Origin of the sequence: Massilia sp. Root133 (assembly GCF_001426525.1) — a bacterium.
Classification (GTDB): Bacteria; Pseudomonadota; Gammaproteobacteria; order Burkholderiales; family Burkholderiaceae_D; genus Telluria; species Telluria orientalis.
The window spans coordinates 244,449-259,368 of record NZ_LMEW01000035.1 but is presented as its reverse complement, the minus strand read 5'-3'; the positions used below and the strand labels follow the sequence as shown (position 1 = coordinate 259,368).

Below are 14,920 nucleotides of genomic sequence, written 5' to 3'. Positions count from 1 at the left end.
GGGGCGACGTTCTTCGCTTCCAGCACGAACGTCGCTTTTCGGGCATCATCGCCTCTCCTACCGAGTCCCAGAAGGAGAAGTGCAATGTCCGACCCCACGAACCCGTTCACGTCCCCCTACGTCCCGCCCCGGGTCTGGTCCCCGGCGACGCCCTCCGGCGGCGCCTTCGCCAGCATCAACCGTCCCGTCGCGGGCAAGACCCACGAGCTGGAACTGCCGGTGGGCGAGCATCCGCTGCAACTGTATTCGCTGGGTACGCCGAACGGGCAAAAGGTCACGATCATGCTCGAGGAGCTGCTGGCCGCCGGCCACGCGGGCGCGGAATACGACGCCTGGCTCATCCGCATCAACGAAGGCGCCCAGTTCGGCAGCGGCTTCGTCGACATCAACCCGAATTCCAAGATCCCGGCCCTCGTCGACCGCAGCGGGCAAGAGCCCGTGCGCGTGTTCGAGTCCGGGGCTATCCTCGTCTACCTGGCGGAGAAATTCGGCGCCTTCCTGCCGCAGGACATCCCGGCCCGCACCGAGACCTTCAACTGGCTGATGTGGCAGATGGGATCGGCACCCTTCGTCGGCGGCGGCTTCGGCCATTTCTATGCGTACGCGCCGGAAAAGCTGGAATACCCGATCAACCGCTATGCGATGGAAACGAAGCGCCAGCTGGACGTGCTCGACCGCCTGCTGGCCGGGCGCCGCTTCGTCGCGGGCGACGACTACACGATCGCCGACATGGCGATCTGGCCGTGGTACGGCGGCCTCGTGCTGGGCGAGCTGTACGATGCCGGCGAATTCCTCGCCGTGCACCAGTACCAGCAGGTGCGCCGCTGGGCCGACGAGGTCGGCGCGCGGCCGGCCGTGATCCGCGGGCGCAAGGTCAACCGCGTGCGCGGCAAGCCGGAAGAACAAGTGCTGGAGCGCCACGACGCCTCCGACCTGGACTGACAGCCGGCGCGCTTACAGCTTGCTGTTCTGGCAGCCCGCGCTCACGCACTCGCGCAGGCGGTCCTGCAGGAACTGGGCGCGGCGGACGGTCGTGTCGGTCGCGCACTCGAGGTTGACGTAGAACGCACTGCCCTCGTGGCGCGAGCAGTTGTCGTTGCGTTCGGCTATCCATTGCAGCTGGCCCGTTTTGAGACGCTTCCTGCCGTCCGCATCGAGCTTGCCGGCCAGCTTGCCGTACGTGCTGTTGAGCTCATTGTCCGCTTCCTGGTACACCTTGTTCAGGCAATACAGGCCATCGAAATCCTTCTTCGGCTTGTCGCATGCCGAATTCGCCTGCGCGGCGCCCGCCGCGCACATCAATACCGCCAACATCCAACGTTTCATCGCCACTCCTTCGTGTTTGGGTGCATTGATCATGAACCAAGTCCAGCATGATAGTCGAGCGGGCGGCACCCGATTCTCACCAAGTATTACGCGGCGCTACTTTTCGACCTGTGCCCGTCGTCTTTTTCCTGGCATCTAGCGGGCGCACGGCAATGCGGATTGGGACTAGGATCGGAGCGTCGGCGCGTACCGCATTGGCGCACGATTGAGTGGACGCAAACGCGTACGAGGAGGCCCATCTACCCTTGATGGGTACCGCACACCGACAGCCCTGCAATCATCGACATCAGGAGGACGAGAGATGAGCTACGCAGATCGCGACAAATACGGCATGTACAAGGCCACGGGGCGACATGCCGGCCCCGGCCCGGCGCTGATGGGCGCCGACACCCTGATCGGCGACAGTGTCGTCAACGCCGCCAACGACGACCTGGGCGACATCAAGGAAATCATGCTCGACATGCAGACCGGCCAGGTCGCCTACGCCGTGCTGTCCTTCGGCGGCTTCCTGGGCATGGGCGACAAGCTGTTCGCCGTGCCCTGGCAAGCCCTGCACCTGGACACCGTCAACAAGCGCTTCGTGCTCGACATCGAGAAGGAACGCCTGCGGAACGCCCCCGGCTTCGACAAGGATGCCTGGCCCGACATGGCCGACGCGCAATGGGCCCAGCACATCCACAGCTTCTATGGCACCGACCCGATGCGTTCCGGCGCGCCCAGCATGGGACCGGACGTGGCGATGCGCGGCATGGTCGGCGGCGGCGCTGGCGCCAGCACGGGCGCGGGTGCCGGCATGGGCTCGATGGGCGCGGGGCATGCCGGCTCATCCGACATGGGCACGGGCGCGGGCAGTGCCATGCCCGGCGGCGGCGCCGGCGGTAGCCTCGATCCACGGCCCGGTACGGCCGGCAGCGACACCGACCTGAGCAAGATCCGCGGCAGCAACCTGGGCTGACGCCGGACCACGCACCATCGGCCCGCAACGGCCGGTGGTGCACGTCGTTACAACTTGTAACCTCAACAGTGCATCGTTTTGCCATGCAATCTGGCAGACTGACGGGATGCAATATTTACTAATCAGCCATTTCCCATTACCCCGGCATGCAATACGGACGTCATCCTGGTCTGGTAATTCTTAACAAAAGCTTTACCCAACTTTACAGCACCGACTGTTTTACCCCGGCCATTCGCCCTCTACAATTTTGCTATGAAGATCTCGAGTGAACAGACGCTGAAACTGGACAGCTGGGGTGGCCACGCACAGCCGGGCGCATTCGACACGGACTGGCTGGCCGACACGGCCGCCCGCACGGCATTGGTCGACCGCGCGCTGCTCGCGCGTGCCGACAGGATCCTGTTCATCGCCCACCTGGCGCTGGGCGATTTCACTTACCTGCAAAGCTGCTTCGCCGCCTTCGCGCACGCCTTCCCACACCTGAAGATCGACCTGTGGGTCGACGAGCGCCGCCGCACGCGCCGGGCCGCGGACTGGCCGCATCTGAAAAAATACGCGCTGTACGACTGGCTGGCCGAATGCCCCTGCTTCAACAAGGTTTACGACGAAACCTACAGCCCCGCGCTGTACAAGGCCTCGCTGCAGGAGGCAAGGCAGCAGGATTACCCGATCGTCGTGTCGCTCGCCGTGCTGGACCGGCACAAGTACGCGGGCCTGGCCCGCAAGATCAGCCCGCACGGCTTCGTCGTGGGCCAGAAGAAGCGCGTGCGCTCCTATGACCTCCCGAAGCACCTCGCCTACCGCAAGCTGGACGCCTTCATTTCCGCGTACAACACGGCATCGCATCCGGACCAGCACATCAGTGACATCTACGCCGACTGGTTCACGCAGCTGTTCGGCATCACGATCCCGCCGGCCGCACGCTATCCCGTGCTGTCCATCCCCGACCGCTGGCTGGACTACGCGCACGGCCAGTTCGCCGCCTGGGAATTCGGCGCCACCGGCGTGACGGCGCCCAAGGTCGTGTTCCTGAATGCGTACTCGAAATCGGTCGAGCGCTCGTGGCCGCTTGAACGGGTGATCGAACTGATCTGCACGATGCAGCGGGACGCCGCGTGGCACGACGCCGGCTTCATCGTCAACGTCGTCCCGGAAGACCTGGCGCGCGCCCGTGCCCTGTTCGCCCGCCACGACCTCGCGCGCACCCATCTGTTCAGTGCCGAAGACAATTTCTTCCAGCTGCCGGCCATCCTCAGCCTGTGCAAGCTGATCGTCTCCGTCGAGACGGCCGTCATGCATTTGGCGAATGCGGTGCACGTCCCCGTGATCGCGTTGATGCGTCAAAAGAATCCGGAATGGGCACCCATCGACAAGCACAACAGCACCGTGATTACGGTCGCGCGGCGTGACGACTGGGTCGACAGGATCGGCGTGGACGAAGTGATGGCCGCACTGGGCTGGCAGACGCTGTAAGCCGCTTCAGGAGGTGATGGGCGCGGCCAGCGCTTCCGCCGTGCCCTTGGCCGCGATGCGCTGCAGCGTCCGCTCCAGCATGGCCGTGTCCGGATAAATGCGCACGCTCGTCACCTTGCCCCAGCGGACCTCGATCAGGTTGACGCCCTCGGCGGACGTCTGCACGCCATCCGTGCCGTGGTCGTCTCGGTCCAGATCGCCTCGACCTGCGTGCGCCACGGCCAGCCCGACACGCGGACCTCGTGCAACGTGAACCGGATGCCCTGCAGCAGGCGCAACAGGCGCTCGTACCATGCGCGGATGGCTTCCGGCGTGCGGCGCGTCCCGGACAGCGCATGCGTACCGACGAAGTAATGCACGGCGTCCGGTGCGAGCTCGTCCGTGATGGCGTCGATGCTTCCCGCGCTGAGGCCGGCAAAAGCGTTGGTGATCCTGCGCCGCACGATGGCGTGGTACATGCGTCCCCCGTTCAGCCTGTCTGTTCGTCCCGGCCGAACGATTCCCAGGCCGGGAGCCCGAATTCCCTGCGTTCGCGCGTATAAAACCACGCCATCATCAAGCCGAACGCCGCACCCGCGCCGCCGGACCTGAGCGCCACGCCCAGGAAGTCCAGTCCCTGCTGCGACCACACGAGCAGCCACATGAACAGGCCCCATGCGCACGTGAACCACGTCCCGTAGACGAGGGCGACGTGGGCGAAGCCGAGGAAGTGCGGCGGGCGGACGCGGACGCCAAGCTTCCACAGCAACCGGAACAACGGCGGCGCGGCGTGACGGCGCGCCAGGCCGCGCGCGGACAGCATGGCGAGGGAACGGTCCAGTTGGGCTCGAAAATGCATAGTGCGCCACCTTATCAAATGTGTCGCGGAAAAAATGCGTGCATTGTCACGAAGACACCATTTGCATGCGCGGCGCGATGCGCGTAATATAGTTAGGTAGCCTACCTATATTACCCATGCCCAACTACGACCAACACATCGAACGCCTGTCCGAAGACCTGCGCACGGCCCTCAAGGGCCTCGTGCGCCAGATGCGGCGCGACACGGAGCGCCAGGAACAAGGCCTGTCGCTGATGCAGGCGATGCTCCTGCACGTGATCCATGAACACCCCGGCATCGGCGTGGCCGAGCTCGCGCGCATGCAGCAGGTGCGCAGCCCGACGATGAGCGGCCAGGTCAAGGCGCTGGAAGCGGCCGGCCTCGTCGAGCGCGCCGCCCAGGAGCACGACCGGCGCAGGAGCGGCCTGCACGTCAGCCCGGCCGGCCACAAAGCGCTGCGCCAGTTGCGCGACCGCCGCCACGACTGGCTGTCGCAACGCATCGCCCGCCTGCCGCCCGACCAGATGGCCGCGCTCGCCGGCGCCATCGACGCCCTCAACTTCCTCGCCGACCATGAAGATTGAATCCCCCACGCAAGCCGACGCCCACGAAATCCGTTCCGTCTACCTGGCCCTGATGGCCGTGCTGGGCCTCGGGGCACTCGACCAGAGCATCGTCGCCACCGCCCTGCCCCGCATCGTGGGCGACCTGGGCGGCATGAACCACTTGTCGTGGGTCGTGACGGCGTACGTGCTCGCGTCCACCGCCACGATGCCGCTGTACGGCAAGCTGGCCGACCAGTACGGCCGGCGTCCGATGATCTTCACGGCGCTCGCGACCTTCCTGCTGGGCTCCGTGCTGTGCGGCTTCGCGCAGAGCATGACGCAGCTGATCGCGTTCCGCGCCATCCAGGGCATGGGTTCCGGCGGCTTCATGCCGCTGGCGCAGATCATCATCGGCGACCTCGTGCCGCCGAAGGAACGGGCGCGGCGCCAGGGCTCGATCGCCATCGTGTTCGCGGTCACCAGCGTGCTCGGTCCCGTGCTGGGCGGGATGATGACGGACCTGCTGTCGTGGCACTGGATCTTCTTCATCAACCTGCCCGTCGGCGCCGTCGCCTTCTACGCCATCGCGCGCTCGCTGCGCAAGCCCGTGCAGACGCACGCGCACCGCATCGACTATCTTGGCTCCGTGCTGCTCACCGTGACCATCACGGCGCTGCTGCTGATCCTCGCGCTGGGCGGCACGGAATGGGCGTGGGATTCGGTGCAGGTGCAGGTGTGCGCCGCGCTGACGGTCGTGCCCGGCGGCTGGTTGATGGTGCACCTGCGCCGCGCGGCCGAACCCGTGCTGCCGCCGGACCTGTTCCACAGCCGCGTCTTCAACATCGCCAGCATCGTGATGGCGCTGACGTTCATGGGCCTGATGGGCGCGAGCGTGTTCTTCCCGCTGTTCTTCCAGCTCGTGATGGGCAGCAGCCCCGCGCATTCGGGCATGATGACGGTGGCGATGATGGTCGGGATGATCGCGTCGTCCACGCTGAACGGCCGCGTGCTGTCGCGCTCGGGCAAGTACAAGGCCGTGCAGGTGGCGGGACTGTCGGCGGCGGTGCTGGCGTTCGCGGTCCTCGCGTGGGGCATGGACACGGCGCGCGGCTACTGGATCATCGAGCCCGCGATCTTCATGCTGGGCGCGGGCCTGGGCCTCGTAATGCCCAACATGACGATCGCCGTGCAGAACGCGCTGCCCGTCCCGCGGCGCGGCGTGGGCACGGCGATGCTGACGTTCTTCCGCTCGCTCGGCGGGCTGCTCGGCGTGACGGGCTCCGGCGCCATCCTCGCACACCAGGTGCACGCGCACGGCATCGCCGACGTCGCCCGCGCGGCGAGTGCGCTGCCCGCCGCGCAGGCGCTGACGGTGGACGTGTACCGCCACGCCATCGCCAACATCTTCGGCGCCGGCGCGCTGATCGTGCTGGCGGGGCTCGTCGCGCTGCTGTTCCTGCCTGAACTGCCGCTGGCGGGGCATCCCGCGCAGGCCGAGCGATGAGCAGCCACACGCCGGCGAGCCGCGCGCCGTGCTATCGTTTCCGCTCCATTTCCAGACCACGAAGGGAGACGAGATGATCAGCAAGAACACGATTTGCCTGTGGTACGACAACGACGCCCTGGATGCGGCGGCGTTCTATGCGCAGACATTCCCCGACAGTGCCGTCGGCGCCGTCCACCGCGCGCCCGGCGACTATCCGGCCGGCCAGGAAGGCAGTGTCCTGACGGTGGAGTTCACCGTGATGGGCATCCCGTGCCTCGGCCTGAACGGCGGTCCCGGCGTCAAGCACACCGACGCGTTCTCGTTCCAGGTCTCGACCGAGGACCAGGAAGAGACGGACCGCCTGTGGAATGCGATCGTCGGCAACGGCGGCGAGGAGAACGCGTGCGGCTGGTGCCGCGACCGGTGGGGCGTGTCGTGGCAGATCACGCCGCGCGTGCTGATGGAAGCGTTTACGGGCACCGACCGGGCCGCGGCCAAGCGCGCGTTCAACGCGATGATGGAGATGAAGAAGATCGACGTCGCCGCGATCGAGGCAGCGCGGCGCGGCTGATCGGTCACGCGCGCACCATGGCGTGCAGGGTGCCGCCGCCCGTGTCGCGCCTGGGCGGCGCCGCCCGTTCCACCACCTGGCGCGGGCCGTGCACGCCCTCCAGCGCCAGCAGCGCGGCGACGTCTTCGCCGTCGCGGTCGAGCGCCGCCATCACGGTGTCCGCCGGCGCGTACAGGCGCGTGACGATGCGCGCCTGGTTGCGGCCCTGCGCCTTGCCCTGATACAGCGCCCAGTCGGCCAGGCGCACGGCGCACTGCCAGTCGAACGCGGTGCCGGCGCCCGGCAGCGCGACGATGCCGGCGGTGAGCGTCACCGGGATCGCGCACGTGCCCGCGTCGACGGGCCTGGCGCCGATCGCGTCCAGGATCCGCTCCGCCATGCCGGCGACGCTGGCCGGGTCCATCGCCGGCGCGTGGATCATGAATTCCTCGCCGCCCCAGCGCACCACCATGTCGGTGTCGCGCACGGCCGCGGCGAGTCGGCGCGCGACGTCGACGAGGACCGCGTCGCCCGCGCCATGGCCCCAGCGGTCGTTGATGCTTTTAAAATGGTCGATGTCCATCAGGACGAAGCAGTCGACCGCGTCGGGCACCGGATGCCGGCGGTCGTCCTTGCGGACGCTCATCCGGTTCGTCAGCGAGCGGCGGTTATGCAGGCCCGTCAGCGCGTCGTGGGTCGAACCGAATTCGAGCTGCACGTTCAATTCCTTTAGCTGCGCGTTGCTGCGCGCCGTGCGCCGGTACAGGACCGTCACGACGGCGCCCGCCAGCACCGTCAGCACGGCGGCGAACGTCGTCGCGAGCTGCACCGTGCGGCGGTTGTTCAGCTCGGCATCCTTCAGCCGGTTTTCACGCTGCAGCAGGACGATCTGCTGGCTGCGGCGGTGGGCGTCGAATTCTTCCTGCAGCGTCGCGATCGCGCGGTCGCGCGCGACCCGGGCGCTCTGCTGTTGCAGCGACTGCTGCTCGCGCACGATCGCCAGCGCCTGCTGGTACTGGCCCGCGCGCTCCAGCATGCGGCCCTTCTCGTCCAGCATCGCCTCGAGGTCGCCGGTGAGCTTGTCCTTGCGCAGGTGCGCGATGACGCCGTCGACCCAGGGCAGGCCCTCGGCGATGCGCCCCTGCCCCATCAGCGAAAAGCCGAGATTGGCGCGCGCCATCTGGATGACGTTCTGGTCGCTGCCTTTTTCCGACACGACCAGCGCCTCGCGCGACTCCGCTTCCGCGCGGACGTAGTCGTGGTGCTGCAGATAATAGTCCGCGATATTGCCGCGGGCCGCCGCTTCCATGCCCTGGAATCCCGCGCGCACCGCCGTCGCCAGCGCATTCTCGAACGCGGCGATGCCTTCGCCGTCGCGGCCGATCCTGACCAGGGCGATGGCACGGGTGAACTGCAGCGACGCGAGCGACCGCAGCGACATCTTCTTTTCCGCCAGCCCCAGGTCGGCATGCTCGATCGCCTTGGCGGGATTGTCGGCATTCGCGTACACCTGGGCGATCCGGGCGTACAGCACGGCGCGCCTGCCGCTTTCGCCGGGCTGGCCCTGCAACAGCCGCAGGCCGCGCAGGTAGGCCGCCAGCGCCTCGTCCAGCCGGGCGCGCAGGTTCAGGATATCGCCCTGCGTGCGCTCGACCGACACCTTGAACGTCAGCGCCGTGTCTTTCGGCGCCTGGGCCACGATCCTGTCGAGCAGCGCCTGGGCATCGTCCAGCCGATGGGCGTCGAGCAGCTCGCGCACCTGGCCCAGCATGGCCAGCGCCACGCCCGCCGTGTCGCCCCTGGCCTGCGCCAGTTGCAGCGATTCGCGTTCGAGCGTATAGGCCGAGTCCTGCTGGCCCAGGTCTTCCCTGAGCGCCACTTCCGTGCGCAACAGCATCTGCCGGGCGTCGTAGGGCGCGTTCGGCCCCAGGTCGCGGCGCGCGGCCTGTACCCGGTCGAGCGCCGCGCGCGGGGCGTCCTGCGCGAGGTCCCGGATCGCGTCCACTTCCGCCCGGGGATCGATGGTCGGGGTACCGGCGTGCGCAACCGGCCCGAGCGCCGTGGCGGTCACGAGCAGGATGGAGACGAGGCGGTGAGGAAAAGGCATGACGAGGCGCCGGCTGGAAGTCAATACTTCTGTTGAGGCCATTATGGACTCAACTTTGACTTTCCTCAACGAAACAATACGAGCGATGTGCGAGCACAACATTGTGAATATGTTCGCGTATAACATTAATGTTAAGTAACAGTAGAGCGCCTGCCGCGACCGATACCCATTCCGATATCGGCTCTCACCAAAAAGTTATTGGCTTCCGAACAATTCCTCCACTACATTGTTCCTCGTCCGGCTCAATGTGCGCATTCCTTCCTTCCCGCACCCGTGATCGACCCACGGTTGCGGCAGCGATCGAACGCCGCCGATGAGCCGGGCACCTCTTGTTATCGCAATCATTTCTCACTCATCTATCATGTACGGAGCCCATCCGATGGCATGACCTTTTAAGGTACCCCTATGCAAAAAGATAAGACCAAACGAATTGGTCAAGCAGGAGACTTATCGAGAGGCATCACGCGCACCGCCCTGTGCGGCGCCCTGATGCTCGCCGCGGCGCTGCCGGCCGTGGCACAGACCACCACCACATCCCCTGAAGCGCGCACGGATGCGGACGCCCGCGCCCGCGCCCTGGTCGCGCAGATGACGCTGGACGAGAAGATCGACCAGCTGCTCAACGTCGCACCCGCCCTGCCCCGCCTCGGCATTCCCGCCTATAACTGGTGGACCGAGTCGCTGCACGGCGCGCTGGGGCCGCTGCCCACGACGAACTTCCCGGAACCGATCGGCCTCGCCGCGACGTTCGACGCGCCGCTCGTGCACAAGGTCGCGTCCGCGATCAGCACGGAAGTGCGCGCGCTGCACACGCTGGGCCGCCAGACGGGCCACCTGGGCCGGATCGGCACGGGCCTCGACACCTGGTCGCCGAACATCAACATCTTCCGCGACCCGCGCTGGGGCCGCGGCCAGGAGACCTATGGCGAAGACCCGTACCTGACGGCGCAGCTGGGCGTCGCGTTCATCCAGGGCATCCAGGGGCCGAACCCGGACCTGCCGGACGTCGTCGCCACGCCGAAGCACTTCGCCGTGCACAGCGGCCCGGAGTCGACGCGCCACGTGGCCGACGTGTTCGTGTCGCGCCACGACCTGGAGGACACGTACCTGCCCGCCTTCCGCGCCGCCATCGTCGATGCGAAGGCCGGATCGATCATGTGCGCCTACAACCGCATCAACGGCCAGCCGGCCTGCGGCAGCGACCTGCTGCTGAAGGATCACCTGCGCGGCGCGTGGGGCTTCAAGGGCTATGTCGTGTCCGACTGCGATGCCGTCACGGACATCGACGAGCACCACAAGTACGCGCCCGATCCCGCCGCGGCGGCCGCCGTCGCGCTGAAGGCCGGCACGGACAACGAGTGCAACACGAAGACCCTCGGCGACACGAAGGGCCTGGGCGAGCGTTACCGCGAAGCGTGGAAGCGCGGCCTGCTCTCCATGGGCGACATCGACACGGCCCTCGTCCGCCTGTTCTCCGCGCGCTACCGCAACGGCGACCTCGCGGGCCTCGCGCAGCGCAAGCCGAACCAGACGCCGGTGAACGCGATCGACACGCCCGCCCACCGCGACCTCGCGCTGCAGGCCGCAAGCAAGAGCCTCGTGCTGCTGAAGAACGACGGCACCCTGCCTTTGAAGCCGGGCGTCAAAGTCGCCGTGATCGGCCCGCTGGCCGACGCCACGCGTGTCCTGCGCGGGAATTATTCGTCGACGCAGTCCGCGCCGCCGGTCTCCGTCGTCGACGGCCTGCGCCGCGTGCTGCCGCAGGCGCGCGTGACGCTCGTGCCGGCCGCCGCGTCGATCACGGACGGCGATCCGGTCCCGACCAGCGCGCTGCGCACGCCGGACGGCAAGCCTGGCCTGCGCGCCGAGTACATCAATGGCAGCGACAGCAAACCGGTCCTCGTCCGCACGGAACCGCGCCTGGAATCGCACGCGCTCCAGTTCAAGGACGTCGCGGACAAGCACAAGGTCGTGTGGACCGGCGCCCTCGTCGCGCCGGAGACGGGCACGTACCGTCTCGGCGTGACGGGCGTGAAGGGCGAACTGACGATCGGCGGCAAGCCCGCCGTGCAGGCGACCACGTACTCGCAATGGGGCGAACCGCTGAAGCTCACCGACGTGCGCCTCGAGAAGGGCCAGCGCTATCCGCTGCGCTTCCAGGCCGAGACGGGATCCACGGGCGTGCCCGGGCTGTTCTGGAAACGCGTCTCGACGGCGCCCGAGCAGGACCTGAAGGCCGGCACCGCGGATGCCGACGTGATCGTCGCCGTCGTCGGCCTGACGTCGGACCTGGAAGGCGAAGAGATGGCCATCAAGGTCGAGGGCTTCGCCGGCGGCGATAAAACGTCGCTCGACCTGCCGGCCGAGCAGCGCGAACTGCTGGCCCGGGCCAAGGCGCTGGGCAAGCCGCTCGTCGTCGTCGTGATGAACGGCAGCGCCATCGACCTGTCGTGGGCGAAGGACAATGCGGCCGCGATCCTGGAAGCGTGGTATCCGGGCCAGTCCGGCGGCGCCGCCATCGCCGACGTGCTGACGGGCCGCGCCGATCCGGGCGGCCGCCTGCCCCTCACCTTCTACCGCAGCCTCGCCGACCTGCCGCCGTTCGACGATTACTCGATGCAGGGCCGCACCTACCGCTACTACGCGGGCACGCCCGTGTATCCGTTCGGCGCGGGTCTCTCGTACACGACGTTCGACTATGCGCCGCTGCGCATCGAACCGGTCGCTGGAGCGCCCGAGAACGGCATCGTCGTCACGACGGAAGTCGCCAACACGGGCAAGCGCGACGGTGACGAAGTGGCGCAGCTGTACCTGACGCCGCCCGCGTTCGAGGGCGCGCCGCGTGTCGCGCTGCGCGGCTTCCAGCGCGTGCCGCTGAAGGCCGGCGAGCGGCGCAAGATCAGCTTCACGCTGTCGCCGCGCGACCTCAGTTTCGTCACGCGGGACGGCGTCCGCCAGCTCACGCCCGGCCAGTACAAGCTGAGCGTGGGTTCCGGCCAGCCGGGCACCGGCGTGGCGCAGCAGGACGGCACGCTGACCTTGAAACAGACCGTCGTGCTGGCGCAATAACCATAACAAAGGAGACTACATGATGAAGACCAGACTGTTGATTGCCACCGTCATCGCCTATGCGCTCGCGGCACCCGCCCACGCGCAGAACGACAAGATGACGCCCATCGCGGCGCCCGCGCAACCGAACGCCATCGTGCTGAACACGGGTCCGCTGCCGGGTGCGAAAGCGCAGGAGAGCTGGCACAGCCAGTACGGCAGCGTCTTCGCGCGCAACGTCACGGTCGCGACCCTGACGCCGTTCCTGCCCGACCCCGCGAAGGCGACCGGCGCCGCCGTGATCGTCGCGCCGGGCGGCGGCTTCCGTACGCTGTCGATGAACAACGAGGGCTGGGACGTGGCGAAGGCGCTGGCCGACAAGGGCGTCGCCGCGTTCGTGCTGAAGTACCGGCTGAACCAGACCCCGCAGGACATGGATGCGTTCGCGGACGAGATGGCGAAGATGTTCTCGGGCGCGTCTCGTCCGAACCGTCCGCCGACCGATAATCCGGCCGTGACGCTGGCGCCGCAGATCGCCGACGCGCGCGCCGCGTTCGCGCTCGTGCGCGCGCGGGCGGGCGCGTGGCACGTGGACCCGGACCGCATCGGCATGCTGGGCTTTTCCGCCGGCGCGATGTTGACGATGGCGACGACGCTGTACGGCCAGGACGCGAAGCCCGCGTTCATCGGCGACATCTACGGCCCGCTCGCCGCCGTCAAGGTGCCGGCCGACGCGCCGCCGCTGTTCGTCGGGCTGGCGGCGGACGATCCGCTGTTCGGCAACAGCGGCTTCGGCCTCGTCGACAGCTGGCGCGCGGCCAAGCGGCCCGTCGAATTCCACCTGTTCGAACAGGGTGGACACGGCTTCGGCATGTACCAGAAGGCGACCACCAGCACCGGGTGGTTCGATGCGTTCGCGCGGTGGCTCGGCATGCACGGCTACCTGAAGCCGAAGGCGTGACGGACTCGCGCTCTTGACTACGTCGCCCCCGCGCAGGCGGGGGGCCAATTCTACGTCGCCCCCGCGGAGGCGGGGGGCCAATTTTGCCAGCGCTGCGGCGCGTCTGAAAACCTGGGTCCCCGCCTGCGCGGGGACGACGTGATAAACACTGACTTACCGTGACTCCTGCGGCTCCGCTTACTGCACCGCCGTCAGCGCCACATCGAACACCAGCCCGGCATTCGCGGGAATCGCGCCGTTCCCGCTCGCCCCGTAGCCCAGGCTGGATGGAATCAGCAAGGTGCGCTTGCCGCCCACCTTCATGCCCGTCACGCCCTGGTCGAAGCCGGCGATCGCCTGGTTCGCCCCGAGCGTGAACGAGAACGTGCCGGTGTCGAACTGCGTGCCCTTGTGGTCCGTCGCCGTGTCGCTGTACAGCCAGCCGGTATAGGTCACGGTGGCCGTCTTGCCGGTGGCCGCTTCGGTACCGGTGCCCAGCACGACATCCGTCGCGCTGAACTGGGACGGATTGGCCACGACGACGGTGCTGGAGGACGACCCACCACCACCACCGCCGCAACCGGCAAGGCTCAGGACGGCGACAAGGATGGCGGTGCAGGCAAAGGCAGGCTTCAGATTCATGGTGTCTCTCGTTATTAGAAGAACCTGCAACCATACCCCATGTACATGCCTGGCTTGCCTTTACATTTGTTTTTCTTTGTTACAAATTCAAGCTTGATGTTCTGAGCAGGCGCATCAGCAACAAATTGCCCGTGAGGACGAAAAAAATTCGATAGGGCAATAGCAGCGCGGCGTACACTGAATCGGTCGCGTCGGACCGACGACGCTGGATGACGAAAGATGCCCATGATTAGCCTCACGACATTGTTTGACGACGTCAAACTGCCCACGATCTCCGCAGTGGCCCATGCCCTGATCGAAACCCTCGATGACGACGACGCATCCGCCAGGAACGTGGCGGCGATCATCGCGCGCGACCCTGCCCTGACGGCCAAGCTGATGCGCCTGGCGAACAGCGCCCGCTTCGGTTCGCGCCGCAACGTCAGCTCGCTCGACGAGGCGATCTCCCTCGCGGGCATGGCCCACATCCGCACGCTGGCGCTGGCCACGTGCTTCTCCGACGCCTTTCCCGCCCTGCCCGGCCTGGATTCGGACGAGTTCTGGAAAAGCAGCATGGCCTGCGCCGGCTACGCGAAATGGCTCGCGGGCGGCATCGGCCTGGACGGCAGCGAAGCCTGGCTGGCCGGCATGATGCTGCGCCTGGGCGAACTGCTGGTCTACCAGGTGGACCCGACGACCTTCGCCGCGATCGAGCAGCTGCCGCACCTGCCGGGCGGCCGCTGGGAACGCGAGCAGCGCCTGCTGGGCCTGTCGGAAGGCGAGATCACGGCGGAACTGGGACGGCGCTGGAACTTCCCCGACAAGATCGTGCGTGCGCTGGAGAACTCGTCCGACCCGATGGCGGCGCACCCGTTCTGCCAGCTGGGCGGCATCATCCACCTGGCCAGCCTGCTGGCCGACACGCCCAGCGACGACCCCGCGATCCTCGACACCCTGCCGGCCGAAGTGGTCGACACGCTGCGCCTGTCGCGCGAATGGATGTCGGTGCGCTTTCCGTCGCATGCGTCGTTCTCGGCCGAACCCTGAACGAT

15 protein-coding genes are annotated in these 14,920 nt (G+C 67.3%); 9 read left to right on the top strand and 6 right to left on the bottom strand.

All coding sequences use genetic code 11. The annotated features are described in order from the left end of the window. The first annotated feature begins 84 nt into the window (after window positions 1-84). Window positions 85-942 carry a glutathione-dependent disulfide-bond oxidoreductase gene (gene yghU / locus ASD28_RS27970; RefSeq protein ID WP_056136476.1) on the top strand — a complete coding sequence of 286 codons (858 nt, stop codon included), beginning with the start codon at window positions 85-87 and terminating at the stop codon, window positions 940-942. A gap of 12 nt (window positions 943-954) precedes the next feature. Here the strand turns inward: yghU and ASD28_RS27965 are convergent, their stop codons facing one another. Beyond that, window positions 955-1,326: a lysozyme inhibitor LprI family protein gene (locus ASD28_RS27965; protein WP_056136474.1), complete on the bottom strand. Its 372-nt coding sequence runs from the start codon at window positions 1,324-1,326 to the stop codon at window positions 955-957. A gap of 301 nt (window positions 1,327-1,627) precedes the next feature. Here ASD28_RS27965 and ASD28_RS27960 point away from each other — a divergent pair, with 301 nt between their 5' ends. Beyond that, a complete protein-coding gene (locus tag ASD28_RS27960) occupies window positions 1,628-2,281 on the top strand; it encodes a PRC-barrel domain-containing protein (protein WP_056136472.1) in 654 nt (217 codons plus the stop codon). Window positions 2,282-2,533: 252 nt separating this feature from the next. Next, window positions 2,534-3,754 (top strand): glycosyltransferase family 9 protein, encoded by a 1,221-nt coding sequence (locus ASD28_RS27955; protein WP_082577172.1) that lies wholly within the window; start codon window positions 2,534-2,536, stop codon window positions 3,752-3,754. A gap of 6 nt (window positions 3,755-3,760) precedes the next feature. Here the strand turns inward: ASD28_RS27955 and ASD28_RS32180 are convergent, their stop codons facing one another. The 3 genes from ASD28_RS32180 to ASD28_RS32360 are packed head-to-tail and all read right to left on the bottom strand — an operon-like array spanning window position 3,761 to window position 4,592. After that, window positions 3,761-3,919: a hypothetical protein gene (locus tag ASD28_RS32180; RefSeq protein ID WP_156650953.1), complete on the bottom strand. Its 159-nt coding sequence runs from the start codon at window positions 3,917-3,919 to the stop codon at window positions 3,761-3,763. Beyond that, window positions 3,889-4,212: a nuclear transport factor 2 family protein gene (locus ASD28_RS32365; RefSeq protein ID WP_056136471.1), complete on the bottom strand. Its 324-nt coding sequence runs from the start codon at window positions 4,210-4,212 to the stop codon at window positions 3,889-3,891. Before ASD28_RS32365 ends, ASD28_RS32180 begins: the two co-directional genes overlap by 31 nt. 11 nt (window positions 4,213-4,223) lie before the next feature. Further along, window positions 4,224-4,592: a DUF6404 family protein gene (locus ASD28_RS32360; protein ID WP_160410234.1), complete on the bottom strand. Its 369-nt coding sequence runs from the start codon at window positions 4,590-4,592 to the stop codon at window positions 4,224-4,226. A 116-nt stretch (window positions 4,593-4,708) separates the two neighbouring features. Between ASD28_RS32360 and ASD28_RS27940 the strand changes: the two genes are divergently transcribed. From ASD28_RS27940 to ASD28_RS27930, 3 genes are all read left to right on the top strand, one after another. Then, window positions 4,709-5,155 carry a MarR family winged helix-turn-helix transcriptional regulator gene (locus tag ASD28_RS27940; RefSeq protein ID WP_056136467.1) on the top strand — a complete coding sequence of 149 codons (447 nt, stop codon included), beginning with the start codon at window positions 4,709-4,711 and terminating at the stop codon, window positions 5,153-5,155. Continuing rightward, window positions 5,145-6,620: an MDR family MFS transporter gene (locus ASD28_RS27935; protein ID WP_229412431.1), complete on the top strand. Its 1,476-nt coding sequence runs from the start codon at window positions 5,145-5,147 to the stop codon at window positions 6,618-6,620. Before ASD28_RS27940 ends, ASD28_RS27935 begins: the two co-directional genes overlap by 11 nt. A 73-nt stretch (window positions 6,621-6,693) precedes the next feature. Further along, window positions 6,694-7,173 carry a VOC family protein gene (locus tag ASD28_RS27930; RefSeq protein WP_056136465.1) on the top strand — a complete coding sequence of 160 codons (480 nt, stop codon included), beginning with the start codon at window positions 6,694-6,696 and terminating at the stop codon, window positions 7,171-7,173. Window positions 7,174-7,177: 4 nt separating this feature from the next. On the opposite strand, the gene ASD28_RS27925 is transcribed toward ASD28_RS27930, so the two are convergent. Then, window positions 7,178-9,259, bottom strand: coding sequence for a GGDEF domain-containing protein (locus ASD28_RS27925; RefSeq protein ID WP_056136463.1), 2,082 nt, complete (start codon window positions 9,257-9,259; stop codon window positions 7,178-7,180). A 489-nt stretch (window positions 9,260-9,748) separates the two neighbouring features. On the opposite strand from ASD28_RS27925, the gene ASD28_RS27920 reads away from it, so the two are divergent. Further along, window positions 9,749-12,328 carry a glycoside hydrolase family 3 C-terminal domain-containing protein gene (locus tag ASD28_RS27920; RefSeq protein WP_056136461.1) on the top strand — a complete coding sequence of 860 codons (2,580 nt, stop codon included), beginning with the start codon at window positions 9,749-9,751 and terminating at the stop codon, window positions 12,326-12,328. Between the two features lie 19 nt (window positions 12,329-12,347). After that, entirely contained in the window at window positions 12,348-13,268 is a 921-nt protein-coding gene (locus tag ASD28_RS27915; RefSeq protein ID WP_056136458.1) for an alpha/beta hydrolase, read from the top strand. Between the two features lie 177 nt (window positions 13,269-13,445). Here ASD28_RS27915 and ASD28_RS27910 read toward each other — a convergent pair whose 3' ends face one another. Then, entirely contained in the window at window positions 13,446-13,889 is a 444-nt protein-coding gene (locus ASD28_RS27910; protein ID WP_056136456.1) for an FKBP-type peptidyl-prolyl cis-trans isomerase, read from the bottom strand. Between the two features lie 225 nt (window positions 13,890-14,114). Here ASD28_RS27910 and ASD28_RS27905 point away from each other — a divergent pair, with 225 nt between their 5' ends. Beyond that, a complete protein-coding gene (locus ASD28_RS27905) occupies window positions 14,115-14,915 on the top strand; it encodes an HDOD domain-containing protein (RefSeq protein ID WP_056136893.1) in 801 nt (266 codons plus the stop codon). Window positions 14,916-14,920: the final 5 nt, after the last annotated feature.

Excerpts from the sequence above, each read along its gene's own strand:
- yghU (WP_056136476.1), top strand. The coding sequence starts at position 85 with ATGTCCGACCCCACGAACCCGTTCACGTCCCCCTACGTCCCGCCCCGG.
- ASD28_RS27965 (WP_056136474.1), bottom strand. The coding sequence starts at position 1,326 with ATGAAACGTTGGATGTTGGCGGTATTGATGTGCGCGGCGGGCGCCGCG.
- ASD28_RS27960 (WP_056136472.1), top strand. The coding sequence starts at position 1,628 with ATGAGCTACGCAGATCGCGACAAATACGGCATGTACAAGGCCACGGGG.
- ASD28_RS27955 (WP_082577172.1), top strand. The coding sequence starts at position 2,534 with ATGAAGATCTCGAGTGAACAGACGCTGAAACTGGACAGCTGGGGTGGC.
- ASD28_RS32365 (WP_056136471.1), bottom strand. The coding sequence starts at position 4,212 with ATGTACCACGCCATCGTGCGGCGCAGGATCACCAACGCTTTTGCCGGC.
- ASD28_RS32360 (WP_160410234.1), bottom strand. The coding sequence starts at position 4,592 with ATGCATTTTCGAGCCCAACTGGACCGTTCCCTCGCCATGCTGTCCGCG.
- ASD28_RS27940 (WP_056136467.1), top strand. The coding sequence starts at position 4,709 with ATGCCCAACTACGACCAACACATCGAACGCCTGTCCGAAGACCTGCGC.
- ASD28_RS27935 (WP_229412431.1), top strand. The coding sequence starts at position 5,145 with ATGAAGATTGAATCCCCCACGCAAGCCGACGCCCACGAAATCCGTTCC.
- ASD28_RS27930 (WP_056136465.1), top strand. The coding sequence starts at position 6,694 with ATGATCAGCAAGAACACGATTTGCCTGTGGTACGACAACGACGCCCTG.
- ASD28_RS27925 (WP_056136463.1), bottom strand. The coding sequence starts at position 9,259 with ATGCCTTTTCCTCACCGCCTCGTCTCCATCCTGCTCGTGACCGCCACG.
- ASD28_RS27920 (WP_056136461.1), top strand. The coding sequence starts at position 9,749 with ATGCTCGCCGCGGCGCTGCCGGCCGTGGCACAGACCACCACCACATCC.
- ASD28_RS27915 (WP_056136458.1), top strand. The coding sequence starts at position 12,348 with ATGATGAAGACCAGACTGTTGATTGCCACCGTCATCGCCTATGCGCTC.
- ASD28_RS27910 (WP_056136456.1), bottom strand. The coding sequence starts at position 13,889 with ATGAATCTGAAGCCTGCCTTTGCCTGCACCGCCATCCTTGTCGCCGTC.
- ASD28_RS27905 (WP_056136893.1), top strand. The coding sequence starts at position 14,115 with ATGATTAGCCTCACGACATTGTTTGACGACGTCAAACTGCCCACGATC.